Annotated in this window: 27 protein-coding genes, 1 pseudogene and 1 riboswitch; of the genes and pseudogenes, 10 read left to right on the top strand and 18 right to left on the bottom strand. The window is 69.2% G+C overall.

Annotation, left to right across the window (positions count from 1 at the left end; all coding sequences use genetic code 11):
- Positions 1-4: 4 nt before the first annotated feature.
- The 3 genes from BOX37_RS18290 to BOX37_RS18285 are packed head-to-tail and all read left to right on the top strand — an operon-like array spanning position 5 to position 1,742.
- Complete coding sequence (locus BOX37_RS18290) at positions 5-985, top strand: Acg family FMN-binding oxidoreductase (RefSeq protein WP_071931629.1); 981 nt, start codon at positions 5-7, stop codon at positions 983-985.
- Positions 982-1,110, top strand: a complete 129-nt coding sequence (locus tag BOX37_RS35840; RefSeq protein ID WP_276207204.1) for a hypothetical protein — start codon at positions 982-984, stop codon at positions 1,108-1,110. The genes BOX37_RS18290 and BOX37_RS35840 overlap by 4 nt, the downstream gene beginning before the upstream one ends.
- A 26-nt stretch (positions 1,111-1,136) precedes the next feature.
- The gene (locus BOX37_RS18285) at positions 1,137-1,742 is read left to right on the top strand and encodes an Rv1733c family protein (protein WP_156910453.1); all 606 of its coding nucleotides are present in this window, start codon (positions 1,137-1,139) and stop codon (positions 1,740-1,742) included.
- 109 nt (positions 1,743-1,851) lie between these two features.
- Here BOX37_RS18285 and BOX37_RS18280 read toward each other — a convergent pair whose 3' ends face one another.
- Positions 1,852-2,160, bottom strand: coding sequence for a MerR family transcriptional regulator (locus tag BOX37_RS18280; protein ID WP_071928718.1), 309 nt, complete (start codon positions 2,158-2,160; stop codon positions 1,852-1,854).
- 155 nt (positions 2,161-2,315) lie between these two features.
- Between BOX37_RS18280 and BOX37_RS18275 the strand changes: the two genes are divergently transcribed.
- The 3 genes from BOX37_RS18275 (at position 2,316) to BOX37_RS18270 (ending at position 3,843) form a co-directional block, all read left to right on the top strand.
- Positions 2,316-2,735 (top strand): Hsp20/alpha crystallin family protein, encoded by a 420-nt coding sequence (locus tag BOX37_RS18275; protein ID WP_071931628.1) that lies wholly within the window; start codon positions 2,316-2,318, stop codon positions 2,733-2,735.
- A gap of 200 nt (positions 2,736-2,935) precedes the next feature.
- On the top strand, positions 2,936-3,106 hold the full coding sequence (locus BOX37_RS34670) for a hypothetical protein (RefSeq protein ID WP_167659960.1): 171 nt from the start codon (positions 2,936-2,938) through the stop codon (positions 3,104-3,106).
- Between the two features lie 392 nt (positions 3,107-3,498).
- On the top strand, positions 3,499-3,843 hold the full coding sequence (locus BOX37_RS18270; RefSeq protein WP_240504927.1) for a MerR family transcriptional regulator: 345 nt from the start codon (positions 3,499-3,501) through the stop codon (positions 3,841-3,843).
- A gap of 98 nt (positions 3,844-3,941) precedes the next feature.
- Here the strand turns inward: BOX37_RS18270 and BOX37_RS36180 are convergent.
- From BOX37_RS36180 to BOX37_RS18250, 4 genes and pseudogenes are all read right to left on the bottom strand, one after another.
- Positions 3,942-4,362, bottom strand: a pseudogene (locus BOX37_RS36180) (MDR/zinc-dependent alcohol dehydrogenase-like family protein); the annotation flags it as partial.
- On the bottom strand, positions 4,259-5,011 hold the full coding sequence (locus BOX37_RS35390; RefSeq protein WP_420811538.1) for a catalase-related domain-containing protein: 753 nt from the start codon (positions 5,009-5,011) through the stop codon (positions 4,259-4,261). The pseudogene BOX37_RS36180 and the gene BOX37_RS35390, both read right to left, overlap by 104 nt.
- Before the next feature lie 20 nt (positions 5,012-5,031).
- The gene (locus BOX37_RS18255; protein WP_084759807.1) at positions 5,032-8,280 is read right to left on the bottom strand and encodes a beta-phosphoglucomutase family hydrolase; all 3,249 of its coding nucleotides are present in this window, start codon (positions 8,278-8,280) and stop codon (positions 5,032-5,034) included.
- Between the two features lie 19 nt (positions 8,281-8,299).
- Positions 8,300-8,530, bottom strand: a complete 231-nt coding sequence (locus BOX37_RS18250; RefSeq protein ID WP_071928715.1) for a hypothetical protein — start codon at positions 8,528-8,530, stop codon at positions 8,300-8,302.
- A gap of 15 nt (positions 8,531-8,545) precedes the next feature.
- Here BOX37_RS18250 and BOX37_RS34125 point away from each other — a divergent pair, with 15 nt between their 5' ends.
- Positions 8,546-8,887 (top strand): STAS domain-containing protein, encoded by a 342-nt coding sequence (locus tag BOX37_RS34125; protein WP_156910452.1) that lies wholly within the window; start codon positions 8,546-8,548, stop codon positions 8,885-8,887.
- Between the two features lie 36 nt (positions 8,888-8,923).
- On the top strand, positions 8,924-9,610 hold the full coding sequence (locus BOX37_RS18240) for a PAS and ANTAR domain-containing protein (RefSeq protein ID WP_071928713.1): 687 nt from the start codon (positions 8,924-8,926) through the stop codon (positions 9,608-9,610).
- 274 nt (positions 9,611-9,884) lie between these two features.
- Here BOX37_RS18240 and BOX37_RS18235 read toward each other — a convergent pair whose 3' ends face one another.
- The gene (locus BOX37_RS18235) at positions 9,885-10,217 is read right to left on the bottom strand and encodes a hypothetical protein (RefSeq protein WP_240504925.1); all 333 of its coding nucleotides are present in this window, start codon (positions 10,215-10,217) and stop codon (positions 9,885-9,887) included.
- Positions 10,218-10,486: 269 nt separating this feature from the next.
- On the opposite strand from BOX37_RS18235, the gene BOX37_RS18230 reads away from it, so the two are divergent.
- A complete protein-coding gene (locus tag BOX37_RS18230) occupies positions 10,487-10,867 on the top strand; it encodes a hypothetical protein (RefSeq protein WP_156910451.1) in 381 nt (126 codons plus the stop codon).
- A gap of 43 nt (positions 10,868-10,910) precedes the next feature.
- On the opposite strand, the gene BOX37_RS18225 is transcribed toward BOX37_RS18230, so the two are convergent.
- The 11 genes from BOX37_RS18225 to BOX37_RS18175 all read right to left on the bottom strand — a co-directional run bounded on the left by BOX37_RS18225 (position 10,911) and on the right by BOX37_RS18175 (position 22,764).
- On the bottom strand, positions 10,911-11,225 hold the full coding sequence (locus BOX37_RS18225; RefSeq protein WP_071928711.1) for a DMT family transporter: 315 nt from the start codon (positions 11,223-11,225) through the stop codon (positions 10,911-10,913).
- A gap of 10 nt (positions 11,226-11,235) precedes the next feature.
- Positions 11,236-11,301: riboswitch (guanidine-III (ykkC-III) riboswitch) on the bottom strand.
- Between the two features lie 109 nt (positions 11,302-11,410).
- Complete coding sequence (locus BOX37_RS18220; protein ID WP_071928710.1) at positions 11,411-12,475, bottom strand: hemolysin family protein; 1,065 nt, start codon at positions 12,473-12,475, stop codon at positions 11,411-11,413.
- A complete protein-coding gene (locus BOX37_RS18215; RefSeq protein ID WP_071931625.1) occupies positions 12,468-13,823 on the bottom strand; it encodes a hemolysin family protein in 1,356 nt (451 codons plus the stop codon). The genes BOX37_RS18220 and BOX37_RS18215 overlap by 8 nt, the downstream gene beginning before the upstream one ends.
- Before the next feature lie 265 nt (positions 13,824-14,088).
- Complete coding sequence (locus BOX37_RS18210) at positions 14,089-15,525, bottom strand: GuaB1 family IMP dehydrogenase-related protein (protein ID WP_071928709.1); 1,437 nt, start codon at positions 15,523-15,525, stop codon at positions 14,089-14,091.
- 42 nt (positions 15,526-15,567) lie between these two features.
- Complete coding sequence (locus tag BOX37_RS18205; protein ID WP_071928708.1) at positions 15,568-16,440, bottom strand: DMT family transporter; 873 nt, start codon at positions 16,438-16,440, stop codon at positions 15,568-15,570.
- A gap of 166 nt (positions 16,441-16,606) precedes the next feature.
- Positions 16,607-18,085 (bottom strand): DEAD/DEAH box helicase, encoded by a 1,479-nt coding sequence (locus BOX37_RS18200; protein ID WP_084759805.1) that lies wholly within the window; start codon positions 18,083-18,085, stop codon positions 16,607-16,609.
- A 254-nt stretch (positions 18,086-18,339) separates the two neighbouring features.
- A complete protein-coding gene (locus BOX37_RS18195) occupies positions 18,340-19,278 on the bottom strand; it encodes a M56 family metallopeptidase (RefSeq protein ID WP_071928706.1) in 939 nt (312 codons plus the stop codon).
- Between the two features lie 63 nt (positions 19,279-19,341).
- Positions 19,342-19,722 (bottom strand): BlaI/MecI/CopY family transcriptional regulator, encoded by a 381-nt coding sequence (locus tag BOX37_RS18190; RefSeq protein WP_071928705.1) that lies wholly within the window; start codon positions 19,720-19,722, stop codon positions 19,342-19,344.
- A 71-nt stretch (positions 19,723-19,793) separates the two neighbouring features.
- A complete protein-coding gene (locus BOX37_RS18185; RefSeq protein WP_071928704.1) occupies positions 19,794-20,627 on the bottom strand; it encodes an ABC transporter ATP-binding protein in 834 nt (277 codons plus the stop codon).
- Complete coding sequence (locus BOX37_RS18180) at positions 20,624-21,634, bottom strand: FecCD family ABC transporter permease (protein ID WP_084760886.1); 1,011 nt, start codon at positions 21,632-21,634, stop codon at positions 20,624-20,626. Before BOX37_RS18180 ends, BOX37_RS18185 begins: the two co-directional genes overlap by 4 nt.
- Positions 21,635-21,717: 83 nt before the next feature.
- Positions 21,718-22,764, bottom strand: coding sequence for a FecCD family ABC transporter permease (locus BOX37_RS18175; protein WP_071928702.1), 1,047 nt, complete (start codon positions 22,762-22,764; stop codon positions 21,718-21,720).
- A gap of 113 nt (positions 22,765-22,877) precedes the next feature.
- On the opposite strand from BOX37_RS18175, the gene BOX37_RS18170 reads away from it, so the two are divergent.
- Positions 22,878-23,582, top strand: a complete 705-nt coding sequence (locus BOX37_RS18170) for a hypothetical protein (RefSeq protein WP_071928701.1) — start codon at positions 22,878-22,880, stop codon at positions 23,580-23,582.
- A gap of 5 nt (positions 23,583-23,587) precedes the next feature.
- On the opposite strand, the gene BOX37_RS18165 is transcribed toward BOX37_RS18170, so the two are convergent.
- Complete coding sequence (locus BOX37_RS18165) at positions 23,588-24,100, bottom strand: pyridoxamine 5'-phosphate oxidase family protein (protein WP_071928700.1); 513 nt, start codon at positions 24,098-24,100, stop codon at positions 23,588-23,590.
- Between the last annotated feature and the right edge of the window lie 29 nt (positions 24,101-24,129).

Genomic DNA, 24,129 nt, shown 5'->3' with positions numbered 1-24,129 from the left:
CAGCATGAAACGCGGATTGCCCGACGACACCACCGTCCAGGCGGCGCTGGCGCTCGCCGGGCGTGCGCCGTCTGTGCACAACGTCCAGCCGTGGCGCTGGCGCATCGCCGACCACAGCATCCACCTCTACCTGGACCCCCAACGCGCGCTGCCGGTGACCGATCCCGACCACCGTGACATCGTGATCAGTTGCGGTGCGGCGCTGCACCACCTCGCGGTCGCGCTGGCGGCACTCGGTAGGGCGCCGGTGATCCACCGGATACCGGACCCCGCCGAGCCGAACCACCTGGCCGCGCTGACATTGGTGCCCCGTCGGCCCACCGCGCTCGACATCGAACTCAGCACCTCCATCGGCCGCCGCAGAACTGACCGGCGCCATTACACCTCCTGGCCGATTCCGTCCGGATACCTCGGCCTGTTCAGCGAACGGGCCGCGGCACACGGGGCCGTCCTGCGCCGGATCGAGGACCGGGAATCCGTGCAGGCCGCCTTCCGTGCGGCAAGTCGGGTTCACGCGAACGACCACGCGTACCGGTTCGAGCTCGCGATGTGGTCGGGCAGACCCGGCAGCGTCGATGGTGTGCCCGCGCGCAACACCGTGCTACCGAACGTGGCGGACGAATTCCCAACCAGGGAGTTCGCGGCAGCGGGACTCACCGATCCGGCGACCCAGCCCGACTACGCCGAGCTGCTCCTCATCGGCACCTCGGCCGATGATCGAGTGTCGCGGCTACGAGCAGGCGAAGCGATCAGCAGTGTCTTGCTGACGGCCACCGGGATCGGGCTCGCCACCTGCCTGCTCACCGAGCCGCTCGAACTGGCCGATCAGCGCGCCACGATCCGCGCGGAACTGTTGCACGACACCGCCCACCCCCAGGCGATGCTGCGGGTCGGCTGGGCACCCACCAGCGGCGAAGTCCTGCCGGAGACGCCACGGCGTCCGCTCGGTGACCTGTTGCTCATCGACGACGAGGTGCCGCGGTGACCAGCGACGCGCGGCCCGAGATCGGCACTGTCCGAGAGGGTTTCGTGCGCGCCGCTCGCGCGCCCGCCCTGCGTACCGCGCAGCTGTGGTGCTGGGTCGTGGCTCAGCTCGACGGTGTTCGCTGAATCAGGCCGGAGGAGAGGTGATGACGATGTCGGAGACCACGTTCGGCATCGACGGCATCGCGTCGCACGCCGTGAGACTGTGGCGATGCCGACCGTGGAACTCCAATCCGCTCATGCGGTGGCCGGATCGTCTGCTCGCCGCTGTCCGGGTGTGCGCGGTGGCGGTGATCGTGATCTCGGTACCGATCGCCGGCGCGGCGGGGACCGTCACCTACTCCGACGCCGCTGCCGGCAACCACGCCGAACGCGCGGCCCTGACGATGGTTCACGCCACGGTCCTGGAACCCCCGGCGCTCCCTCCTGTCAACGCCCAGCCCGCCCAGGCTCGGGTGAGCTGGCCCAGTGAGTCGGGACCAGTCGTCGCCACAGTCGCTGTTGCGCGCGCGACGGCGGAGGGCGCCGGGATCTCGGTGTGGCTGAACGAGTCCGGTACGCCTGTCGCAGATCCGGGAACGCCGGAATCCGCTGTGGTGGACGGAATCGCCGTCGCCGCGATGATTCTGGTCGGCACCGCGTTCGCGGGCTGGTTGCTGGTGTTGCTGCCAAGACTTCTGGTCGAGCGTGGGCGGGCCGAAGCCTGGGAACGTCAGTGGGCCGCGCTGGATGGTGTGGGCACGGAGGGCGACCGATGAGCCGACGTGCCGAGAGCGCCATCGCCCGGTGAGGGGTGAGGAGATCGTGTTCGTTCAGGATCGACCAGGCCGCGTCCGCCGACCAGATCGGCGGCATCGGCTGACAGGGCTACTTCGACTCGCCGCGTAGTCGATCGCGTTCCGCGCGCAGGCGGGCCACGGTGTCTTCGAGTTCGAGAATGCGCGCCACCGCGGCGAGATTGACCCCTTCGCCGGTGAGCGTGGTGATGCGGTGCAGGCGCGTCAAATCATCGCCGCTGTAGCGGCGGGTGCCACCGGTGCTGCGGGCGGGGGTGAGCAGGCCGTGCTGCTCGTAGAGGCGCAGGGTCTGAACGCCCAGGCCGGTCAGCTCCGCGGCTACCGAGATCGCGTAGACCGCCTGTGCTGCCGACGGCACGTTGTCGTGCGGGGGGACCATGGGCATCCTCACCTCGATTGCTGCGATGTCTTATCAGGTTACTTGGTGCTGGTACTTGCACTCATCTAGGGAGAGTGCTAAATAATATCTATGTCAGGTGACAGAGGTTATCTGATGGAAGCCTATCGAGATTGGAGTAGTTGGAGGTGGCGACCATGTTGATGCGCACCGATCCCGTCCGTGATCTGGACCGGTGGACCCAGCAGGTGTTCGGCACCGCAGCGCGGCCTGCGGCGATGCCGATGGATGCCTGGCGCGACGGTGAGGAGTTCGTCGTCGAGTTCGATCTGCCCGGAATCGACCCCGACTCGCTGGATCTGGACGTCGAACGCAATGTGGTGACCGTGCGCGCCTCGCGGCCCGCGCTCGACGCCGATCGGTCGATGATCGCCGCCGAGCGTCCGCGCGGCGTGTTCAGCCGTCAGCTGTTCCTCGGCGAGAGCCTCGACACCGACCGGATCCGCGCCGACTATCGCAATGGCGTACTGCGCCTGTCGATCCCGGTCGCCGAGAAGGCCAAACCCCGCAAGATCGAGATCGCCCGCGATCGCGAGCCCCAGGCCATCGACGCCTGAGCCCGCGACAGTATTCGACTCTGTTCGGTCCGGTGGCCGGGCTGCTGGCTCGGCCACCGGTGTTGCGCGACTGCACCGCCATCGCCACGCCGGAGTGTCAGACCCTGTGTGCCGGACACGGTGTGGTCTTCACCGGGACCGATGTCGGCCGCGGGCCCGCGGCCTGACCTACCGACTATTCGATTGTGGGAGGACCTTCGATGCCCACCGACTACGCGACCGACAGGACGATCCCGGTCGAGCCGGCCGAACCCGCCGTGATCGCCTGGCCCGAACCCAGCCCGCTCGACGCGTGGTGGACCGAGGTCATGGACGGTGTGACTCCATTGCGCGAACCACGACCTCAGCAGTCACTTCCGCGACTGGAGTAAATCTGCAATGTCGGGTGTAGACATTCTCGGACTCGAGGTATACAGTCGCTGTCGTTCAGGTTGAGAAATCAGAGGGCCGGGCAGGGGAACTGCCCGGGAAGGCACGTTCGACCGTCCCCCCGGCGGAGAAGAGAATCCGGTGCACCCGGCCGGACCGCCGGGGGACGAAGACAGCAAGACCCATGCAGGACCGTAGGGAGATCCGACACATCTTGGAGGTGGTGGCCACTGATCAGTCATTTACCAGTTCCGCATCCCGAGAATGATCGGATGCGGTGTCGCAGACCGGCTGCTCTGGCCGGTGAACGCAAGTGAAACCAATCCGTAAGTCGTAACCACGGCCCCGGCGCTCAGTGCGCCGGGGCCTTCCGGCGTTGAATCCGAGAGGTCTCGTGCAGCATCCGAACAACAACTCCGCCGATGGCGTCAGCGCCGCGGACAAACTCGACGACGATGATTACCCCGCCTACAGCATGGGCCGCGCGGCAGAGATCCTCGGGGTCACCCAGTCGTTCCTGCGTGGCCTCGACGCCGCCCGGCTCCTGACGCCGCAGCGCTCGGCGGGCGGGCACCGTCGCTACTCGCGCTACCAACTGCGGATCGCCGCGCGCGTGCGCGAACTCGTCGACGCGGGCAACGCGCTCGAAGCGTCATGCCGCATCGTGATCCTCGAGGATCAGCTCGCCGAAGCGCAACGCATCAACAGCGACCTGCAGCGCGAACTCGACGACCGCTGACCGGCGCCGTCGTCCCCATGACAACCGTCGTGCTCACAGGCGCCGGGCCTGTGTGGCGCAGCGTGCGGGAGCGCGTCGGTCGGTCGGCACACAGCGGTGCGAGCGCCGTTGGCCTGACCCATCCGCAACTGGATCTGCATGTCGAACAAGGACCCTGAGCGGAAGCGGGTCGAGCATTCCGCCGTAGACCCCGGCCGGTGAATGGTCCCGCCACGGCGCACGATGTCGACCGCCAGATGCAGGGCTGCCAAGCGGTCCACGCCGGCCGTGCCGGCTACTCTCGCTGCCACCGGGGACCTGGCCGTAGAGCTTCGAGTATCCGAAAAGCGCTGCACCACTTCCCTGTTCATGGACTTGCGTGGCTTCGCCTTGGGGCGTCAATCCTTGATCGCCAATCGGTTCGTGGCCCAGAATGTCACCTTCGGTCACGAACACCTCCAGTACGTCGTAGAGGTGCAAGTCGCAGCCGCAGATCGCGGTGCAGGTCACCTGCACGATCGCGTCTGTGGGAGACTCGATGTCCGGGTCGGGAACAGTGTCGACAGACACCCTCCGCCTGCCCTGCCACGTCAACGCCCGCGATCGCTTTGCCGTGCCGCCAGAGCTCGGCGATGAGCAGATCGACCTGGGGGTCGACCGAACCTGCCAGCAACAGTGCGCCGTCGAACTCCACCGAGCGCATCGTCGCGAAGGTCCTATCCACCGGGACCCCGGCGATCTCACCGCCGCGCGCGGCGACCAGCAATGGTCTGACACGCTCCTGCTCCAGCGCGGCGCGGGCCTGCTCGAGTTCCGTTGCCGACGTGGTGTCGTCCACCAGTACTGCGACGGTACGGCCGTCGAGGGGGAAGGTGCCGCGCCGCGGGGACGACGCGGGGCTCGGCGGGGGTTCCACACGATCAGCGTTCGGCGTGGGTACGGGCAACCCCAGTTGCCCGGCGACGTAGTCGGCGAGCTGTTCATCGACGTTGAGGATCATCTGTAGGCCGCGCCGCCGGATCATCGGCGTCGAGCACTTGCCGAGTTCGAAGGCGAAGGTGTCGGCCAGATGCTGTTGCTCACCCGGGGTGAGGCCGCGATAGAACATCCTCGGCTGGGAGTAAGGCTCGCGGTCACCGGCGGTAGACTCATTGTCTGAGGTGCGCGACGCGTGTTCGGCACAGCCCACACCAGCGGTGTGGGCTGTGCCTATCCGGTGTCGTGGTCGTCGCCTTCGTCGGGTGATGCGGCGCCGGCCGCGAGAGGCACCTCCCAGGTCTGCCCCGGCTCGAGGACGCGCTCGATGCCCTCGACGTCGACCCGGATGGGATCGGCAGCGCTCGGGTGCAGTCGCAGGCGGACCCGCGTGTGGGTGACCGACACCGTCACCGGCTGCCCGCGATAGGAGATGGTGAACTCCACTTCCGGCAGTTCGGCCGGCAGCACCGGGTGTAGCCGGAGCACGTCGTGCCAGGTCTCGATACCGCAGTAGCAGCGCAACACCATGTCGGCCGTGCCCGCCATCGCGCCGAGGTGCACGCCCTCGCGTGTGGTGCCGCGCTGGGTGTCGGACAGGTCGGCCTCGAGCGCGCGGGCGAACAGCGACCACGACGCGGCGCGGTCGGTGCGGGCCAGCACCCAGGCGTGCGCGAGGCGGCTCAGAGTCGACCCGTGGCTGGTTCTGGCCAGGTAGTACTCGACGGTGCGCGGAACGATGTCCGGCGGAAGCGAGTAGCCGAGCCGTTCGAGGACGTGACGCAACTCCTCGGCGGAGAAGAGGTAGAACAGCATCAGCACATCGGCTTGCTTGGAGAGCTTGTAGCGGTTGGTGGTGTCGCCTTCGGCATCCAGGATGAGGTCGAGGCGTTCGATGTGGTCGTAGCGGGCGCGGTAGGCATCCCAGTCGAATTCGGCGAGATCCTCGTAGCCCTCGAACTGGCTGATGATGCCGTCGCGGTGGAACGGCACGCGCAGGCGGCGACCGACTCGATCCCAATGGGCCGGTTCGTCGGACCGCAGTTGCAGTCGATGCCACAGCGACGCGCAGTCGTGGCCGCGCAGCAGTCGCACCACATCGCAGGCGCGCGCCAGCGTCCACGCGGCCAGCACATTGGTGTAGGCGTTGTTGCGCAGGCCGTGGCCCCGCGATTCCGGACCGCCGTCATGGTATTCGTCGGGGCCCATCACACCGTCGATGTCGAACCGGTCGTCGATCGGGTCGTGGACGGCCATCGCGGCGAACGCCCGGGCGACCTCGATCATGATCTCGGCGCCGACATCGATGAGGAACCGTTCGTCGCCGGTGGTCTGGTAGTACTGCCAGATGCTGTAGGCCACGGCCAGGCCGACATGATGTTGCCGGCGCGAATGATCCGGCATCCACCGGCCGTTGCGCTCGTTGAACAGCGCCGTGGGCGTCTCCTCACGGCCGTCGCTGCCGCTCTGCCAGGGGAACAGCGCGCCGTCGAGCCCGGCGGCTCGTGCCGCGTCGCGGGCTCGTGGCAGTCGCTCGAATCGGTACTGCAGCAGTGTCCTGGTCAGCTCGGGTTGCCGCAGGGTCAGCATCGGAAAGACGAACAGTTCGTCCCAGAAGATGTGCCCGCGGTAGCCCTCGCCGTGCAGGCCCCTGGCCGGAACGCCGACGTCGACATCGGTTCCCAGGACATGTACCGCCTGCAGGACATGGAAGACGTGCAGGTTGAGGGCCAGGCTGCTCGCGTGGCCCTCGCTCAGCCGGATGGCGAACCGGTCCCACAGCTGCACCCACGCGGTGACATGGGCGTCGCGGAGCGCGGCGGCCCCCGGCGCACGGGCGATCCGGTCCGCCGCGGCCAGCCCCGGGGTGCAGATGCCGCGGTCGCGCGAGGTGCTGACGACGGCGACCTTCTCGACGAGAACCGGATCATCGGGGCCGACCCGGACGGTCGCCACCAGACCTGCTCGGGAGCCGTCCTCGAGGAACCGGCGGTCCAGCAGCTCGCCGTCGATCCGCGTGCGCGCGGCCGTGGCGATCGTCAGCGCCGACTGGGTGGTTCTCGTTTCGTGCAGGACCGTCTCGTCGTCGAGCCGCCGATGGGTTCCGGCTTCGAGGTGGTGGGAGTTCAATGCCGCGTCCGCGGCGACGTTGCGGTTGCGCACCGCGCCCTCGATCGCCGACTCGACGACCAGCTCACCTGCCCAGTTCTGGGCCTGGATCGTCAGTTCCAGCACCGCGACATACGGGTCGGCCATCGAATGGAAACGTCGGGTGGTCACGGTCGTCTGCCTGCCCTGGCCGTCCTCGTATCGGTCGATCCAGGTGAGGATGCCCGCGCGCACGTTGAGGTTCTGGTGGTGGCCGACCAGGTCGGGTCCACCGGGCCGCAGGACCGTTCCGTCGGCGTGCCGGAGGGTGATGAACGTCCAGTCCGGGGCGTTGACCAGGTGTTCGGTTTCGATGACGTGGTCGCCCACCGTCGAGGTGACCCGGTTGAAGATCCCGGCCAGATAGGTGGCGGGGTAGTGGACGTCGTCGGGCCGCGAACCAGGCATCGCGCCGCGGCTGGCCCAGTACCCGTTGCCGGTGGCGCACAGCGCTTCGCGCGTCCCCTCCTGGCCCGGGTCGAAGTCGTCGTAGATCAGATTCCAGCCGCCCGAGCTCGCGGGGACCGCGCCGCCGCACCAGCGCGAGGAGTCCGCGGGAATCGGATCGACGTTCGCGGAGACCAGGGCCAGGTCGCCCAGGTCGGTGACGATGATGTCGGCGCCGACCTGGGCGAGTCGGGCGGCCGATCCGACCCGATCGACCCCGATGACGAGACCGAATCCGCCCTCGACGGCCGCTTGCACGCCGGCGGTGGCGTCTTCGAGCACGACGGCGTCGATCGGCGCCACCTGCAGTCGGCGAGCGGCTTCGAGGAACATGGCGGGATCCGGCTTGCCGGGCAGGTTGTCGCGGCGCGCGACGGCCCCGTCGACCCGCACGGTGAACGCATCGGCCAGACCGGCGGCATCGAGCACTGCGGCGCAGTTGGCGCTGGCGGTGACGAGCGCCGTCGGCACGCGGGCGGCGCGGAGCCGATGGAGCAGTTCGGCGGCGTCGGGAAAGGCGCGCACGCCGGATCGGGCGAGTTCGGCGGCGAAGAGATCCTGCTTGCGGGCGGCCATTCCGGCCACCGTCAGTTCTTCGGGAGCGTCCTGCGCCGAGCCGTCGGGGACGGTGATGGCGCGGGCTGCGAGAAAGCACCGGATGCCATCAGCGCGGCTGCGCCCGTCGACGTAGCGCCGATAGTCGGCGTCGATGTCGAACCCGGTGGTCTCGCCGTTGGACAGCTGCGGCAGCACTTCGTCGAACAGTCGCTGCCATGCCGCAGCGTGCACCGCGGCGGTATCGGTGACGACCCCGTCCATGTCGAAGACCACCGCGCCGAACCCGTTCGCGGTCCTGCCCGCAGGCCCCGGCAAATTCTCCAGTCGCATCAACGAGGACAACCGTCACTCACCACTGGGAGGTCAGCGCCGCGGGCGCGAGTCCCTCGGTCCGGCGTAATGTCTCGGCTGCGGCGGTCAGTCGCAGCAGGGCTTGCGGCGAGAGCCCGGCGGCGCGGGCGCACAGCGCGCGAAGTGGCGCGTCGTGCAATTGGACCACCAGATGCGTGTCGTGCACAGCGGCATCGCCGGACGTGCGGCCTTCGATGAAATGAAGTATCGGCGGGTGCGGGATCTGCATGACGGTCTCCTGTGCATGACGGCTGGGCACCTCGCCAATTCCCCGCAAAGCCACTGTCAAACGGGAACACCCGAGACCGGTCCGGGACTGTGCTCGGCGGGCCGGGCCAGCGTGCCGCCGGAATCGAATGACAAACGTGTGCTGCGTGCGCACGGCGAGATCGACGCGTACACGCTGGGTCGCTGGCGCCGCCTGTTCAGCGCTGCCCGCACCGAGGCCGGACGCTCGGGCCACCGGGTGATCGATGTCGACGACATCACCTTCATGTCCTGTCGCGCGATCATTGAGCTGGCCGAGGACGCCCAGCGGTATCGCCGTAGCGCCGCTGCGATCCACCTGATCCGGCGAATTCGCTGAGCGCTAGGCCGGTCGGTGCGGTGGATAATCGCGAGTATGACCGACCGAGATGAATCGTCCCGAACCGAACGTGCTCTCGTCGAACAAGTCGTGGGAGTGGGTGACCCGCTGTTGGTCGGTCGGTTTCGATTTCGATTCGGTGAGCGGGAGTGGGAGTGGTCCGACGAGGTCGCGCAGATGCACGGCTACCCGCCCGGCACGGTGCCGACCACCGAACTGCTGCTGTCGCACAAGCATCCCGAGGACCGTGACCGGCTCGAGGCCATGATCACCTCGGTCGAGGACGGTGCCGCGTTCACGAGCCGACATCGCATCATCGATACCGAGGGCCGGGTGCGAGAAGTGCTCGTCGTGTCCGACATCCTGGTCGACGACGACGACGACGGGACGGTGATCGGGACGGAGGGGTACTACGTCGACGTCACCGAGACCGCGGACGAGTACCGGCGCGAGGCGATCGACAACACGCTGCCCGGGCTGGTCGAAGCGCGGGTCCTGATCGAGCAGGCGAAAGGCGCGCTGATGGTGACCTACGGAGTCAACGCCGACCAGGCTTTCCGCGTCCTGCGATGGCGTTCGCAGGAGACCAATGTCAAGTTGCGGACCATCGCCGAACGGGTGGTCGCCGAATTGCCGAGAGTCTCCGGCAACGAGGTGAAGCTGCGGACCCGCCTGGACCACGTGCTGCTCACCGCACACCTCGAGCCGGGGTCACTCGGGTAGGCAGTGTGCACGCCCAGTGTCGGTCGCGGGACCGGCACGCATCGCCTCCATCCGCAGCGCATTGCTGAGACAGGCCTCGACGAACCAGACCTCGAGCCCGTACGAACCGGTGGACGCGGTGGCGACCAGCTCTCGAGATCTGCGTCAGCGTCCGAATGCTGTTCCGGCGGCATCCCCCTTGTCGTCGGAACGATGTGCGCACTGGGCGAATGCCCGTGTCGGCGATCATGAAACGAAAGGCGGCACATGCCGTCTGGCCGAGTGAGATCGCGGATCAGTGCCCGCGTTGATCGGTGAGCCGCAACCCTTCGCCGTCCTTGACGCGTCGATGCTCGATCAACAGCCAGCTCACCCCCGCCGCTGCCAGCACCAGCGCGGCGATACCGCTGATGATCGCCCAACCGGCGAATCCGTATCCGGACGCGGTCAGGAACAGGGCAAGTGCGATGATTCCCAACGCGCACAGAATGATTCCCGGAAAGTTGTAGCCGTCCTCCAAACCCTCGCCCGCGTGACTGCGGGTCGTGCGGGAGTGGTCGGGAAATTCACCGACCGATCGGTCGGAGCGTCGTGACAGGTGACCGGGTGACCGATACGAGTACGCCATGGCATGACTCCCTCCGTAGGGGACGGGTATAGCCGGGCGGTACCCGCTGTGCCGGTGCTCAATCGGGGGTTTTTCGGACGCGGGTCGGTCAGGAACTGGCGGTGCTCGGAGCACAACCGGTTTCGATCCGGTGGTTCTACGCGCCTGTAACGAGTCGGCGTCGCGTGGCGATCATTACCTTGGCTAAGGAAAGTGCACCGTGGCAGGTGGTGCCCAGCCGCAGCAGCACGGCCGGAAGTGGCCTGCTCGACCTGAGGAGTCGGTATTCGATGAGAAGTGTTCGGAAGTTTGCCGCGGCCGCGATTGCGGTGGCCGCTGCCGGGCTGGTCGTTGGCGCGCCGCAGGCGTCGGCCGAGATCGGGGCTCGGGTGGTGATCGAGGGCGGTGGGCTCAGCAATGGGTTCGGGACGGGCTGTGCGTACACGGTCGCCGCGACCGCGAACAGCGGTGCGGGGATGGACTTCTATGACAACGGCGTCTGGTTCGCCGCGACGGAGGGCAGCTCCAGCCCGAAGACACACACGGCGCGCTGGGTTCCGGCGACGCCGGGGACGCACACCCTCCTGATCACGCAGAACGGGGACGCCAAGACGATCGTCCTCACCGTCGGCACCGGGATCAACGCCGGAAGTTCGTGCCTGGTGATCTAGCCGCGAGCGGACGCCCCGACGCGCGTCGGGGCGTCTGTGCGGGTCAGTGGACGAGTTTCAGGCCGACGACGCCGGTGACGATCAGAGTGAGGAAGACGATCTTCGCCAGTGCGACGGGCTCGGTACCGGTGGCCATGGCGTAGACCACCGTCAGGACCGCGCCGATGCCGACCCAGACCGCGTAGGCGGTGCCGACGGGGAGCTCGCGCATCGCGAAGGCCAGCCCGGCCATGCTGGCCGCGAGCGCCGTGAAGAACACCACCGACGGCGTGAGCTGGGTGAAACCCTCGGACTTGCCCAGTGCGGTGGCCCACACGGCTTCGAGCAACCCGGACACGACTAGCAACATCCACGACATGACAGCCCTCCTCGGGCCGTCTTGTCGCGCTCCGGGTACGGCACCCCTCGTCCGGTCGCCCGTTCTCGGGCGCTGATTCCAGCCTCCCACCGCGCATACCCGGCGGCAAGCGATGGTGGGTGACCTCACCACCGGCCGCCTCGCAGTGCGGGGCGGCCGGTGGTGAGACCGGTTGCCGCGGAACCCTATTCGGCCAGGCGGTGCGTTCCGTCGCGAACCGTGCCGACGAACTCCTCGACCAGGTCCTCGAGCGCGACCACCCCGATGGTGTTGCCGCGACCGTCCACGACCCGGCCCAGGTGACTGCTGGTGCGGCGCAACCGGGCCAGCGCCTCGTAGAGCGTGGTTCCGGTGCTCACCGTGGGCAGCGGCCGGATATCGGTGCGCGGGATCGCGGTGTCCGGTCCGGCAGTGTCGTCGGCCACCTTGTCGAGCACATCCTTGACGTGCAGATAGCCGACCAGTGACCCGTCGGTGGACCGCACCGGGTACCGGGAGAACCCGGTCTCGGCGACGGCGGCCTCGATGTCACCGAGGGTGGTCCCGTTGCCGCGCAACGGCACCGACCGGGCCTGGGCCAACGGCACCATCACATCGCCGACGATCCGCTCGGAGGTGCCGAGCGCCTGGGTGAGCCTGCGGTGTTCCTCCTCGTCGAGCAGCCCTTCGGAGCGGGACTCACCGATCATCTCGGCCAGTTCCACCGCGGAGACCGTCGCGTCGAGTTCGTCCTTGGGCTCGATCTTCAACATGCGCAGCGTCATGTTCGCCGCGAGGTTGTACACCGCGATGAGCGGACCCGCGACGCGTAGCCACATCAGATGGATCGGCACCAGCAGCAGCGCGCACCGCTCCGGACCGGCCAGCGCGATGTTCTTGGGGACCATCTCGCCGAGCAGGATGTGCAGGATCACCACCAGCGTCAGCGCCAGGGTGAAGCCGACCGGATGCAGCAGCTGATCGGGCAGGCCGAGCAGCTCGAACGGGCGCTCGATCAGATGCGCGATCGCGGGCTCGCCGACCCGGCCGAGCAGGATCGAGCAGATGGTGATGCCGAGCTGAGCCGCGGCCAGCATCATCGACAGGTTCTCACCCGCCTCGATCACCGCCTGCGCCTTCTTCTTGCCCTGGGCGACCAGCGCCTCGAGCCGGTCGCGGCGGGCCGAGATCAACGCGAACTCGGCGCCGACGAAGAACGCGTTGCCCGCGAGCAACACGACCGTCAGCACGATTCCGAACAGGTCACCCATGTGCGTGCTCCCGTACTGCCAGGTGCGCCGCGTCGACCGGGATCAACCTGATCCGATCGATGCGCCGCCCGTCCATCCGTTCCACCCGGGCGATCCAGCCACCGCCGGAACCGAGTGAGTCGGGCAGGATCGCCTCGTCGCCGGTGGCCGGAATCCGGCCCAGCTGGGTGAGGACGAGCCCACCGAGGGTTTCGTACTCGCCCTCGGGTGCGTCGTAGCCGGTCGCGCGGGAGATCTCGTCGATACGCAGCAAACCGGAGCAGTCCCAGCCGTCGGAGACCCGGCGCACTTCGCGTTCCTCCTCGTCGTGTTCGTCGCGCACGTCACCGAGGATCTCCTCGATCAGGTCCTCCATGGTCACCATGCCCGCGGTGCCGCCGTACTCGTCGACGACCAACGCCACCTGCATGCCGTCGGCGCGCACGCGTTCCATCACCTCGTCACCGTCCAGGCTGGCGGGCACGATCGGCACCGCGACGGCCAGCTTGCTCAACGGAATCTGTTTGCGCAGATGCGCCGGATGGATGAACGCCTGCTTGATGTGCACGACACCGAGCGCGTTGTCGAGATCGCCGTCGATCACCGGGAATCGGGAGTAACCGGTGCGCGCGGAGGCGGCGATGAGGTCGGCGATGGTGTCGTCGCGATGCAGCGTTTCGACCTTCACCCGCGGTGTCATCAGGTCCTCGGCACTGCGCTCGCCGAACTCCAGCGAGCGGCCCACCACCTGCGCGGTGCGCTGGTCCATGGCGCCGCGCTGGGCGGAGGTGCGCACCAGCGACCCGAGCTCCTGGGGGGAGCGGGCCGAACGCAGTTCTTCGGTGGGTTCGATGCCGAGGCGGCGGACCCCCCAGTTCGCGGAGCTGTTGAGAAAGTGGATCAGCCACTTGAACAGCGTCGAGAAGCCGACCATCGGGCCCGCGGTGAGCCGGGCGGTGCCCATCGGCCTGGCGATGGCGATGTTCTTGGGTACCAGTTCGCCGTAGATCATCGACAGCGAGGTGGCGATGATGAGGGCGAGTGCGAGCGCGATGCCGTGGGTGGCACCCTCGCTCAACCCGATGCCGCCCAGCATCGGACGCAGGAACCTGGCCAGCACGGGTTCGGCGATGAAGCCGGTGATCAGGGTGGTGATGGTGATGCCGAGCTGGGCGCCGGAGAGCTGGAACGACAGGGTGCGGTGGGCCTGCCGGACCAGTCGGGACCGAGTGTCACCGTCGCGGGCCGCGGCCTCGACGGTGCTGCGTTCCAGTGCGGTGAGGGAGAACTCGGCGGCGACGAAAAGCGCGGTGCCGAGGGTGAGGGCGATGAACCCGAGCAGGCTGAGCACGGTCAGCACGATGGACATCCTCAGCACCACCCGGGAGATGCCGCAGGGAAATCAGGGGAGGGAACGGACGCTGGGGAAAGGAGGACGCCGGGTTTGTCACCCGGCTCCGTAGAGGAGCCCTCCTGTGTGGCGCCCTTGGACGCGGGTGACAACTGGATCCTTTCGAGTGGGGAAGAAAGCACATGCCGAGATCGGCAGTCCCATAGTAATAGGTCCCCACCGATGATGCGTCAGGGGCGCGGTGCCGGTTCCTGGCGTGGGCCACGGAACCGGCTCGCGACGATCACCAGCCGCTGGGTAGCGGACGGCCCTCGGCGAAGCCGGCCGCCGACTGCACACCGAGCACGGCGCGCTCGTGGAACTCCGGCAGCGAACGGGCGCCCGCGTAGGTGCAGGAGCTGCGCACCCCCGAGCAGATGTGGTCGATGAGATCCTCGACACCGGGACGCTCGGGATCCAGGCGCATCCGTGAGCTGGAGATACCCTCCTCGAACAGCGCCTTGCGGGCCCGATCGAAGCCGCTGTCGGCAGCGGTACGCGCGGCGACGGCCCGCTTGGAGGCCATGCCGAAGCTCTCCTTGTAGGCGTTGCCGTCGCGGTCGACGCGCAGGTCGCCGGGGGATTCGTAGGTCCCGGCGAACCAGGAACCGATCATCACGTTCGAGGCGCCCGCGGCCAGCGCGAGAGCCACGTCGCGGGGGTGGCGCACGCCACCGTCGGCCCAGACGTGCACGCCGAGGTCCTTCGCCGCGGCGGCACATTCGGCCACTGCGGAGAACTGTGGACGGCCGACGCCGGTCATCATCCGGGTGGTGCACATGGCGCCGGGGCCGACACCGACCTTGATGATGGTCGCGCCCGCCTCGGCCAGATCGCGGGTGCCCTCGGCGGAGACCACGTTGCCCGCCACCAGCGGCAGGCCGAGGCCGAGATCGGCGACGGTGCGCAAGGACTCGAGCATCTTGGTCTGGTGGCCGTGCGCGGTGTCCAGGACGAGCACGTCGGCGCCCGCCTCGGCCAGCGCCTTCGCCTTGGCGGCCACGTCGCCGTTGATGCCGACCGCGGCGGCGACGCGCAGCTTGCTCTGCGCGTCGACGGCGGGGGCGTAGATGCCGGTGCGGATGGCGCCGGTGCGGGTCATCACCCCGGCCAGAGTGCCGTCGTCGTGAGTGAGGACGGCGAGCTGGGCGTGTGCCTCGGCGAGCCGGTCGAAGATGTCGCGCGGAGACGCGTCGACGGAGACCTGCACGAAGTCGGTGAACGCCACCTCGCGCAGCCGCGCGAACCGGTCGACATCGGCGCAGGCCGCCTCGGTGACCACGCCGACGGGCTTGCCACCCTCGACGACCACGACCGCGCCGTGTGCGCGCTTGTGCATCAGCGCCACCGCGTCGGACACCGAACGCTCGGGGTCGAGGGTGACCGGGGTGTCGGCGGTGAGCGAGCGGCTCTTGACGAACGCGATGGTGTCGGCGGCCGCGGGGATCGGCAGATCCTGGGGGAGGACCACGATGCCGCCGCGGCGGGCCACGGTCTCGGCCATCCGCTTGCCCGCGACGACGGTCATGTTCGCGACCACGAGGGGGATGGTGGTGCCGGATCCGTCGACGGTGGCCAGATCCACATCGAACCGGGACGCCACATCGGTCCGGCTGGGGACGAGGAAGAGGTCGTCGTAGGTCAGGTCGTACGGCGGCTGGGGTCCCGGAAGAAATCGCACTTGATTGATGATAGCCCTGCGCGGGGCACGGCGCGCAACACCTCAGCGCACCTGCTCGTCGGCCCCGGTCCGCGCGACGGCGCTGGTCCGGCACAGTGCCACGGTCGCCACACACATCACCATCACGCAGACCACCACGACGAGCAGGCCCGCCCCGTCGGTGCGCACATGCTCGCCGAGCGCGGTCAGCCCGAGGAAGGCGGCGGCCAGTGGTTCGGCGATCGTCGCGGCGGGCAGCGACGCCGACAGTGGCCCGACCTGGAAGACCCGTTGCTGCAGGTACAGCCCGAGCAAACCAGCCGCCACCAGCGCCCAGGTCTGCCAGCCGCCCAGTACCGCGCCGAGGCCGTCGCCGAACAGGGCCACCACCCGGTCGGTGAGCGCGGCGGCGAGTCCGAACAGCGCGCCCCCGGCGAGGCCGAGCGCGAGCGCCCGGCCAGAGCGATCGGTGATCAGCAGGCCGACGAGCGTCGCGACGGCGACGACGCCGAGCAGGATCGCCAAGGGCGCCAGCCACTCCCGAAAGGGTGCGGTGTCCTCGCCCACGGTCGGGTTGCCCACGATCAGGAACAGTGCCAGCGCGGCGCACAGGATCAACGCCGCCGTCGCCGCGCGCGCACTGATCCGCTGACCGTTGAGCCATGCCGACAGCGGCAGGGCGAACACCAGCGCACTCACCAGAATCGGCTGTACCACCAACACCGCGCCGAAGGCCAGCGCGACGACCTGCATGGCGTAGCCACCGGCATCCCCACCGATCCCGGCCCACCACCGCGGGTTCCGCAGCAGCGTCCCCATCAGCGCGGTGCCCGCCGGTACCGCCGCGGCGGCCCGCTGCTGCGCGACCGCCGCCACCGCGAACAGCAGCGACGCGATCAGCGCGCACACGATGGCGGCTATCGGATGGTTGGCCACCGAGCCAGTGTCTCAGCCGGATCGCGCCGAGCCGGGAAACCCACACCGGGCAACAGGACGAGCCGATCAGCCGCCGGCCAGCCGGTGGTGTCGAGATGATGGCCGTGGTGAAACGCCGCGTGGCCGAACCGTAATCGGTTCGGCCACGCGGTGATTGGTTGACGACTCAGTTAGCCGAGCGGTTGCGCCGGGCTGCCGGAGCGGCCGGACGCGCGGCACGACGCCGCGAATTCGTCGGCGTGTCGCCACTACGGGCGTGTCCGCCGGTGCCCGCGGGCTTGCGGGTGCGCGACTCGCCTGCCGGGCGTTCCCGACGCGGTGCGCCGCCCCGGCTGTGACCGGTCGCGGCCTCCGAGGACGCCGCACCGCCGGACCTGGGCCGCCGCGAGCGGGTGCCGCCACCGGCCGAGGTCCGGGTCGAAACAGGCTGAGCGGGCGCGGCCGGTGCGGCCAGCGCGATGCCGCTGGGCTTGCGGGCGCCGGTGATCTCCACCAGCTTGCGGTCGCCCGGTCGCACGTCGACGCCGTCGGTCCGCACGCCCGCCTTGCGGGTCATCGCGGCGACCTCCTTGCGCTCCTCGTCGGTGACGAGGGTGACCACGACACCGTCCTCACCGGCGCGCGCGGTCCGGCCTGCCCGGTGCAGGTAGGCCTTGTGCTCGGCGGGCGGGTCGAAGTGCACGACCAGCGAGACACCGTCGATGTGGATGCCGCGCGCGGCGACATCGGTGGTGACCAGCACGGGCACCGACCCGTCGGCGAAGGCCGCCAGCGTGCGGGTGCGGTTGTTCTGCGCCTTGCCGCCGTGCAGCGAGCCCGCGTCGACACCCGCGCCGCGCAGCTGCTTGGCCAGGCGGTCGGCGCCGTGCTTGGTGCGCACGAACATGATGGTCAGACCGTCGCGCGCGGCGATCTCGGTCGCGACGGTGCGCTTGACGTTCTTGTCGCGCACGTAGAGCAGGTGGTGCGACATGGTGGACACCGAGGCTTCGGCGGGCGCGGTGGAGTGGGTCACCGGGTCGTGCATGTAGCGCTTGACCAGCTTGTCGACGTCACCGTCGAGGGTGGCCGAGAACAGCAGGCGCTGGCCGTTCTTCGGGGTCCGGTCGAGCAGGCGGGTGACCTGGGGCAGGAAGCCCATGTCGGCCATGTGATCGGCCTCGTCGAGGGCGACGATCGACACCTCCGACAGGTCGGCGGACCGCTGCTTGATCAGGTCATCGAGCCGGCCGGGGGTGGCGATGAGCAGGTCGACGCCGCGCGCGAGCCGGTCGGCCTGGCGCTTGATCGGCGCGCCACCCACCACGGAGGCCACGCGCAGGCCCACCGCGAGCGCGGCCTCGTCGAGCGAGCGCTCGATCTGGGAGGCCAGTTCCCGGGTCGGCACGAGCACCAGGCCGCGCGGACGGCCGGGCTTGGACGGGGAACCGGCCAGGCGGGCCAGCATCGGCAGGCCGAAGGCCAGGGTTTTGCCGGAGCCGGTCGGACCGCGGCCGAGCACGTCACGCCCGGCGAGGGCGTCGCCGATGGTGGCGGCCTGGATGGGGAAGGGCTTCTCGATACCGGCGTTGCGCAGGGTCTGCACCAGTGCGACGGGCAGGCCGAGTTCGGCGAAGGACGGGTCGGGACGCGAAGAGTTGGACAAAACGGCCTTTCGTTGGGCTGCGAATCGCGCTGGAAGATCACCGGCGCCGATTACCCGAAGACGCTCGCGGCGTGGACGGGGTGCGGCCCAGCAGGAAGGACCGATCTCCCAGGATAGGCGGGATTGCGCTCGAGTGGGTAAACAAGCTGGTCAGATGTCTGGGTACGGCTGGATCGGTGTGGCACGGGAGTCGTGCGGCGAGGTCGCCCCACGCGGGACCGGGAGGGGGCCCGCGGAACCGGCTGATCGCCAGGTCAACCGTGGAACAGGCGCCGCAGCTCCTGCAGCCACGGCACCGCGACCGCGAGCGTCGGCACGACGAGAATCGCGACCGAGCCGAGGTAGGCGGCGGTGGCGACTCTCACGTCGCCGGTGGTGCCCGCCAACCGCTGGATCCGGATCAGCGTGCTCGGTCCGCCCGCGGCGAGCGCGCCCTGTGGTGCGGTCGACTTCGCGCAGGCGACCAGCGCGCGGGCCAGCGGCTTCGGGCCGGTCACCTTCACCGCGGAGTCGTCGGCGAGCAGTTCGATGAGCAGTTTCACCGAGCCGAGCGCGGCCTGACTGCGCACCACGCGCGGAAAGGCCTCGTGCACGGCGGTGAACGCCTCGAGCACGAGATCGTGCCGGGCGCGCAGGTGGGAGCGTTCGTGGCTGACGATGGCGGTGACCTCGGCCTCTTCGAGGTTGGTCAGGGTGCCTTCACTGAGCACGACGCGCTGGCGAAGACCGGGCAGGCAGTAGGCGATGGGCTCGGTGGCGGCCAGCACCCGGATGTCGGCCGCGCGGCGCACCGGCCCGCTCTGATCGAGCAGATCGACGAGCATGCGATGGCGGGAGCGGCGGCGCCGGGTGTGGATGCCGACCCGCACGATCGAGAACATCAGGCGCGCGCCGACCATCAGCGTCAACGCGAAGACCAGGACGTACAGCGTCCACAGCGGCAGCCCGAGCGCGTCGATCTCGCGGGTGGGTGAGGTGGTCGGCCTACCGTCGGGGCCGGGAACCAGCAGCAGGCTGGCGATGGCGAGACCGGATCCGAAGGCGCTGAGCACGGCGGCGAGCGCGATCGCCTGCCAGAGCACGAGGGCGGCCCGCGGGACGCGATGCACCCATTTCGCCCGGCTGAGCAGTGCGGGTACCGGCCCGGCGAGAAGCAAGGCGAGTGCTGCGAAGACTGCCGCGGTTGCGTTCATCGACTCTGCTCACTGCGTTGTGGGACCGGGGGCCCTCACGTCGTTGTGAGAGCCGCCAGGAGTCTAACTGTTCTGCTCGTCGGCTTCGAGTTTGGCCAGCGCCTCCCGCAGGGCATCGGCTTCGTCCTTGCCGACCTGTTCGACGAAATGAACCAGGGCCGCCGTCCTGCTGCCCGCCGCGTCGGCCTGCTGCAACGCGTCGAACATCAGGCTCGCGACGAGTTCGTCGCGGGTGTGCACCGGTGCGTATCGATGCGCGCGATCGTCGCGTCGTTGCACCACCAGATTCTTCTTCGCCAGCCGCTGCAGCACCGTCATCACCGTCGTGTACGCGAGCTCGCGCCGCGTGGCCAATGCTTCGTGGACCTGCCGCACCGTCTGCGGTTCGTCGGTCGACCACAACTGGTCCATGACCGCTTTTTCGAGTTCGCCGAGTCCTGCCATTCCCTGATTTTACGGACTCAACGACAAAGATGCGTACTACAGATTGTCGTAACGGGGTGTTTGCTGGTGTGTCATTCGTCATACCCGTCCGCGCCGTGCACGTGTCGGGTGCCGATCGGGACGATCATCGGCCGCCCCGAGACCGGATCGGTGAGCACCGTGGCGTCGAGCCCGAACACCTCGCGCAGCAGGTCGGCGGTGACGACCTGGGCGGGCCTGCCCCGAGCGATGATTCGGCCCTCCGACATCACGATCAGCTCGTCGCTGTAGCGGATGGCCAGGTTGAGATCGTGCAGCACCATCACCACGGTGCGCCCGTAGTCGGCGTGCAGCCGGTCGACCAGATCGAGGACCTCGAGCGAATGCGCGAGATCGAGGTAGGTGGTCGGCTCGTCGAGCAGCAGGATGTCGGTGCCCTGGGCCAGCGCCATCGAGATCCAGGCGCGCTGGCGCTGGCCGCCGGAGAGTTGGTCGAGGGTGCGGTCGGCCAGTTCGGCGATGCCGGTCTGGGTGAGCGCGGCGGCGACCTCGGTCTCGTCGTCGGCCGACCACTGGCGCAGCCAGGTCTGATGCGGATGACGTCCGCGCGCCACCAGGTCCGCCACCGTCAGCCCCTCGGGTGCGACCGGGGTCTGCGGCAGCATGCCGATCACCCGCGCCACGTCCTTGGTCTTCATCGACGAAATCGCCTTGCCGTCGAGGACTACCTGTCCGGCGTGCGGGCGCAGCAGTCGGCCCAGTGCCTTGAGCAGAGTCGACTTGCCGCAGCCGTTCGGCCCGATCACCGTGGTGACCACGCCGGTGGTGATGTCGAGACTGAGGTCGTCGACGATCACCCGCTCGCCGTAGCCGAGCGAGACACCGTCGGCGGCGAGGCGGTGGGCGGGGCTGGGTTCGGGTTTCACAGTGTTGCTTTCCGATTCATCCGGACGAGGAGATAGAGCAGGAACGGTCCGCCCAGCGCGGCGGTGATGATGCCGGCGGGCAGGTCGACCGGCACGATGGTGCGCGAGATGATGTCGGCGGCGGTGACCAGCGCCGCACCCGTGAGCGCCGAGGCGATCAGGGGTTCGCCCGGCGTGCGCAGCGCCATCCGAGCGATCTGCGGCGCGGCCAGCGCGACGAACCCGACCGGCCCGACCGCCGCGGTCGCGACCGAGGCAGCCACCACCGCCGAACCGATGAGCAGCGCCTGCTGCGACTGGATCCGCACACCGAGCACTCTGGTCGTTTCCTCGCCCAGGCGCAGCGCGGCCAGTGTGCGGGCCGAGCTCAGCGCGACCACCGCGACCACGCCCAGGGCGATGATCGCGGGAATCACCTTGGAGGTGTCGGCCGAGTTCAGCGAACCGGTCAGCCAGAGCTGGGCGCGGGCGGCGTCGGTGAGCGTGGCCTGGGTGAGCAGCCAGCTGATCCCCGACACCATCAGCGCGTTCACGCCGATGCCGATCAGGACCAGCCGGAACCCGGTGACCCCGAGTTCGCCGCCGTGTCCGCGCCCCCAGGCCAGGACATAGATGGCGGCCGCAGTGAACAGGCCACCGGCCAGCGCGGCCAGTGGGGTGCCCACCGTGGCGATCAGCCCTGTCGTCGCGCCGCCGGTGCCGATCAGCACCGCGACCGCGCCGAGGCTGGCGCCGCTGGTGATGCCGAGAATGTCGGGCCCGGCCAGCGGGTTGTGCAGGATCGATTGCATCAGCGCGCCGGACAGGCCGAGCGCCGCGCCGACGACCACCGCGGTCAGCGCTCGTGGCAAACGGGACTCGAGAACGATGAAGCGCTGCGAGCGGCTGCCGCCACCGCCGAGGACATCGAGCACCCGGCCGATCGGGATGTGGGTGTCGCCGACGGCGATGTCGAGGCAGAACAGCCCGAACACGCCGATGGCGAGCGCGAGGACCAGCATGAGCATCTGGGGCCGCAGCACGAAGGAGGCGGGCCCGAGGCGCAGCGCGGGGCGCACCGTGTGCAGGACGGTCGGATCGGTCTTCGTCGTCACACCGTCACCAGCTTCTTGCGGCGCACCAGCGCGATGAAGAAGGGCGCGCCGATCACGGCGAGCATCACCCCTACCTGTAGTTCCCCCGGTCGCGCGACCACCCGGCCCGCGATGTCGGCGGCCAGCAGCAGCGCACCGCCGATCAGTGCCGAGTAGGGGATGAGCCACCGGTTGTCCGGCCCGGTGATGGTGCGCGCGATGTGCGGCACGACCAGTCCGAGGAAGGCGATCGGCCCGATGGCCGCGGTCGCGCCTCCGCTGAGCAACACGATGGTGACCAGGCCGAACGCACGTGTACGGCCGACATCGACACCCAGACCGCGGGCGACGTCGTCACCCAGGCTCAGCAGGTTGAGCCCGGGCGCGGCCGCCAGGGCCATGCCCATCCCGACCACCAGGAACGGCAGCACCTCCCAGAACACCGCGGCATCGCGTCCGCTCACCGAGCCGACCACCCAGAACCGGTAGGTGTCCAACGCCGCGTTGTCGACCAGCACGATGGCGTTCGTCATCGCCTGCAGAAACGTGGTGACCGCCGCGCCGGCGAGCACCAGGCTCAGCGGACTGGCCTTGCCGCCGCCGATCGATGAGACACCGAACACGACCGCGCCCGCGATCGCCGACCCGGCGAAGGCGAACCAGATGTACTGCTCGGGCGCGGTGAACCCCAGCGCGAACATGCTCAGCGCCGCGAGAAAGGCCGCGCCCGCGTTCAATCCGAGCAGACCGGCATCAGCGAGCGGATTGCGGGTATACCCCTGGATGAGTGCGCCCGCGACACCCAGCGCCATGCCCGAGATCAGGGCCAGCGCGGTCCGCGGGAGCCGCAGTTCACGCACGATTTCCTCGGCCGTGGACTGCGCGGGGCACTCGAACGGTCCGCCCGGGCAGCCGAGGGCGTGCGCGAGCGCGTCGTAGACGGTGCCCGGCGCGAGCGCGCGCGTGCCGATCGCGACGCTGGCGACGACCAGCCCGGCGAGCAGGACCAGAAGTAGGAGAAGCCCGGACAGACGACGACGTCTGGCGGCGCTGGGATGGGTCACAGCGACGAAGATCTCCTGCCTGGAACACGGACACGACTTGTTAAGTCTGGTAAGCCTAACCTATGTTGCGAGACAGTACGTCACGGAACACCCGACACGTCCGAGGAGGTTCGATGTCCGAGCCCGTCACCCTGTCCCGCTACGCCGTCGCGGCTTTCGACCGCGCCTGCGCACGGCTGCAAGCCCTGCAGCCGGAGCATCCGCGAGTCTATTCTGTGGCGGCGATGGCCGGGCAGGGCAAACGTCGCTGGTGGCATGTGCCCCACGGGCTCTCGGAGGGGCGGGTCGAGCTCATGTACCGCCGCCACGCCGCGGAGATGATCAACGACGAGGTCGCCGCCGAGGTGGTGGCGACCGCGCTGATCCACTCGGTCGTCGGCCGCTCGACCGCGCTGTTCGTGATGGCCGCCCAGACCTGGGACCCCGGCTGCGACAACCTGTGGATCCACCACGACAACGACGGCGGCATCGACTGGGCCGGTTTGTCCGACACCACGATTCGCGTCGTCGACGGTGATCCGGAAGCCGGCGAGCCCGGCACCGCCACCCTGCCGTGCGAGGCGGCCATGGCGGTCTGGCTGGCCCAGCGCTGTGCCTCGGCGCTGATCCCGCTGCAGTCGGTGCTCACCCGCTGCTCGGGTCTGCCCGCGCGCCGTTTCTGGTCGCTGGTCGGCGAATCGGTGGTCGGCGCGGCGACCTACGTCCCGGATCTGGCCCGTGCCGACAGCACCGCGGGCGCCCGCCGGGGGCAACTGCTGCTCGGCGCGTTCGAGGAGCGTGGCCTTCCGGTGCGCCGAACCGGCTGCCTGCAACGCTGATTCCGTCAATCCCCCCGGCGCGGAGCCCGCCAGATCCGTGCGGGAACTCCGCTGACGAGATCACGGCGACGCAGGACCTGCACCCGCCACGGTTCGAGGCGAAGGACCTGGAACTCGGGATCTTCGGGACCGCGCCAGAACTGGCCGGGGTCGTATCCGGCGCCGGGCGGGCTGCCGCGGCGGTACAGGTCCCAGACCTGGGCGCGGGTGTCGGGGTCGTCGGTCCACGCGGCGACGGTGTCGACCGCGACGGTGTTCTGCGCCGGACTCCAGTAGGAGAACGTCACGTGCGGGTTGCCCGCGATGTGCGCCTCCTTCACCGGGGTCCGGTAGGTGCCCAGCCAACCGACCGGTTGATCGCTGTCGGTCTCCCAGACCGGGATCAGGACACGCGAGCGCGGGCGTCCCATGGCGTCGACCGTGGTCATGGTGGCGTAGTTGATCGAGCCGACGATGGCATCGAAATCGGGTTTGATGTCAGCGAAGGTGTGGACCTGGGCGCGGTTGCGGGTGTTCACCGCTGCTCCTCGATGCGCCCACCGGAGGC

This window comes from Nocardia mangyaensis (genome assembly GCF_001886715.1).
GTDB lineage: Bacteria > Actinomycetota > Actinomycetes > Mycobacteriales > Mycobacteriaceae > Nocardia > Nocardia mangyaensis.
This window is presented reverse-complemented; position numbering and strand designations above follow the sequence as displayed.

What these genes read in the sequence shown, in the direction of transcription:
- BOX37_RS18290 (WP_071931629.1), top strand. Translation starts at nt 5, where the DNA reads ATGAAACGCGGATTGCCCGACGACACCACCGTCCAGGCGGCGCTGGCG.
- BOX37_RS18285 (WP_156910453.1), top strand. Translation starts at nt 1,137, where the DNA reads ATGTCGGAGACCACGTTCGGCATCGACGGCATCGCGTCGCACGCCGTG.
- BOX37_RS18280 (WP_071928718.1), bottom strand. Translation starts at nt 2,160, where the DNA reads ATGGTCCCCCCGCACGACAACGTGCCGTCGGCAGCACAGGCGGTCTAC.
- BOX37_RS18275 (WP_071931628.1), top strand. Translation starts at nt 2,316, where the DNA reads ATGTTGATGCGCACCGATCCCGTCCGTGATCTGGACCGGTGGACCCAG.
- BOX37_RS34670 (WP_167659960.1), top strand. Translation starts at nt 2,936, where the DNA reads ATGCCCACCGACTACGCGACCGACAGGACGATCCCGGTCGAGCCGGCC.
- BOX37_RS18255 (WP_084759807.1), bottom strand. Translation starts at nt 8,280, where the DNA reads ATGCGACTGGAGAATTTGCCGGGGCCTGCGGGCAGGACCGCGAACGGG.
- BOX37_RS18250 (WP_071928715.1), bottom strand. Translation starts at nt 8,530, where the DNA reads ATGCAGATCCCGCACCCGCCGATACTTCATTTCATCGAAGGCCGCACG.
- BOX37_RS34125 (WP_156910452.1), top strand. Translation starts at nt 8,546, where the DNA reads ATGACGGCTGGGCACCTCGCCAATTCCCCGCAAAGCCACTGTCAAACG.
- BOX37_RS18240 (WP_071928713.1), top strand. Translation starts at nt 8,924, where the DNA reads ATGACCGACCGAGATGAATCGTCCCGAACCGAACGTGCTCTCGTCGAA.
- BOX37_RS18235 (WP_240504925.1), bottom strand. Translation starts at nt 10,217, where the DNA reads ATGGCGTACTCGTATCGGTCACCCGGTCACCTGTCACGACGCTCCGAC.
- BOX37_RS18230 (WP_156910451.1), top strand. Translation starts at nt 10,487, where the DNA reads ATGAGAAGTGTTCGGAAGTTTGCCGCGGCCGCGATTGCGGTGGCCGCT.
- BOX37_RS18225 (WP_071928711.1), bottom strand. Translation starts at nt 11,225, where the DNA reads ATGTCGTGGATGTTGCTAGTCGTGTCCGGGTTGCTCGAAGCCGTGTGG.
- BOX37_RS18220 (WP_071928710.1), bottom strand. Translation starts at nt 12,475, where the DNA reads ATGGGTGACCTGTTCGGAATCGTGCTGACGGTCGTGTTGCTCGCGGGC.
- BOX37_RS18215 (WP_071931625.1), bottom strand. Translation starts at nt 13,823, where the DNA reads ATGTCCATCGTGCTGACCGTGCTCAGCCTGCTCGGGTTCATCGCCCTC.
- BOX37_RS18195 (WP_071928706.1), bottom strand. Translation starts at nt 19,278, where the DNA reads ATGAACGCAACCGCGGCAGTCTTCGCAGCACTCGCCTTGCTTCTCGCC.
- BOX37_RS18190 (WP_071928705.1), bottom strand. Translation starts at nt 19,722, where the DNA reads ATGGCAGGACTCGGCGAACTCGAAAAAGCGGTCATGGACCAGTTGTGG.
- BOX37_RS18180 (WP_084760886.1), bottom strand. Translation starts at nt 21,634, where the DNA reads ATGCTCATGCTGGTCCTCGCGCTCGCCATCGGCGTGTTCGGGCTGTTC.
- BOX37_RS18170 (WP_071928701.1), top strand. Translation starts at nt 22,878, where the DNA reads ATGTCCGAGCCCGTCACCCTGTCCCGCTACGCCGTCGCGGCTTTCGAC.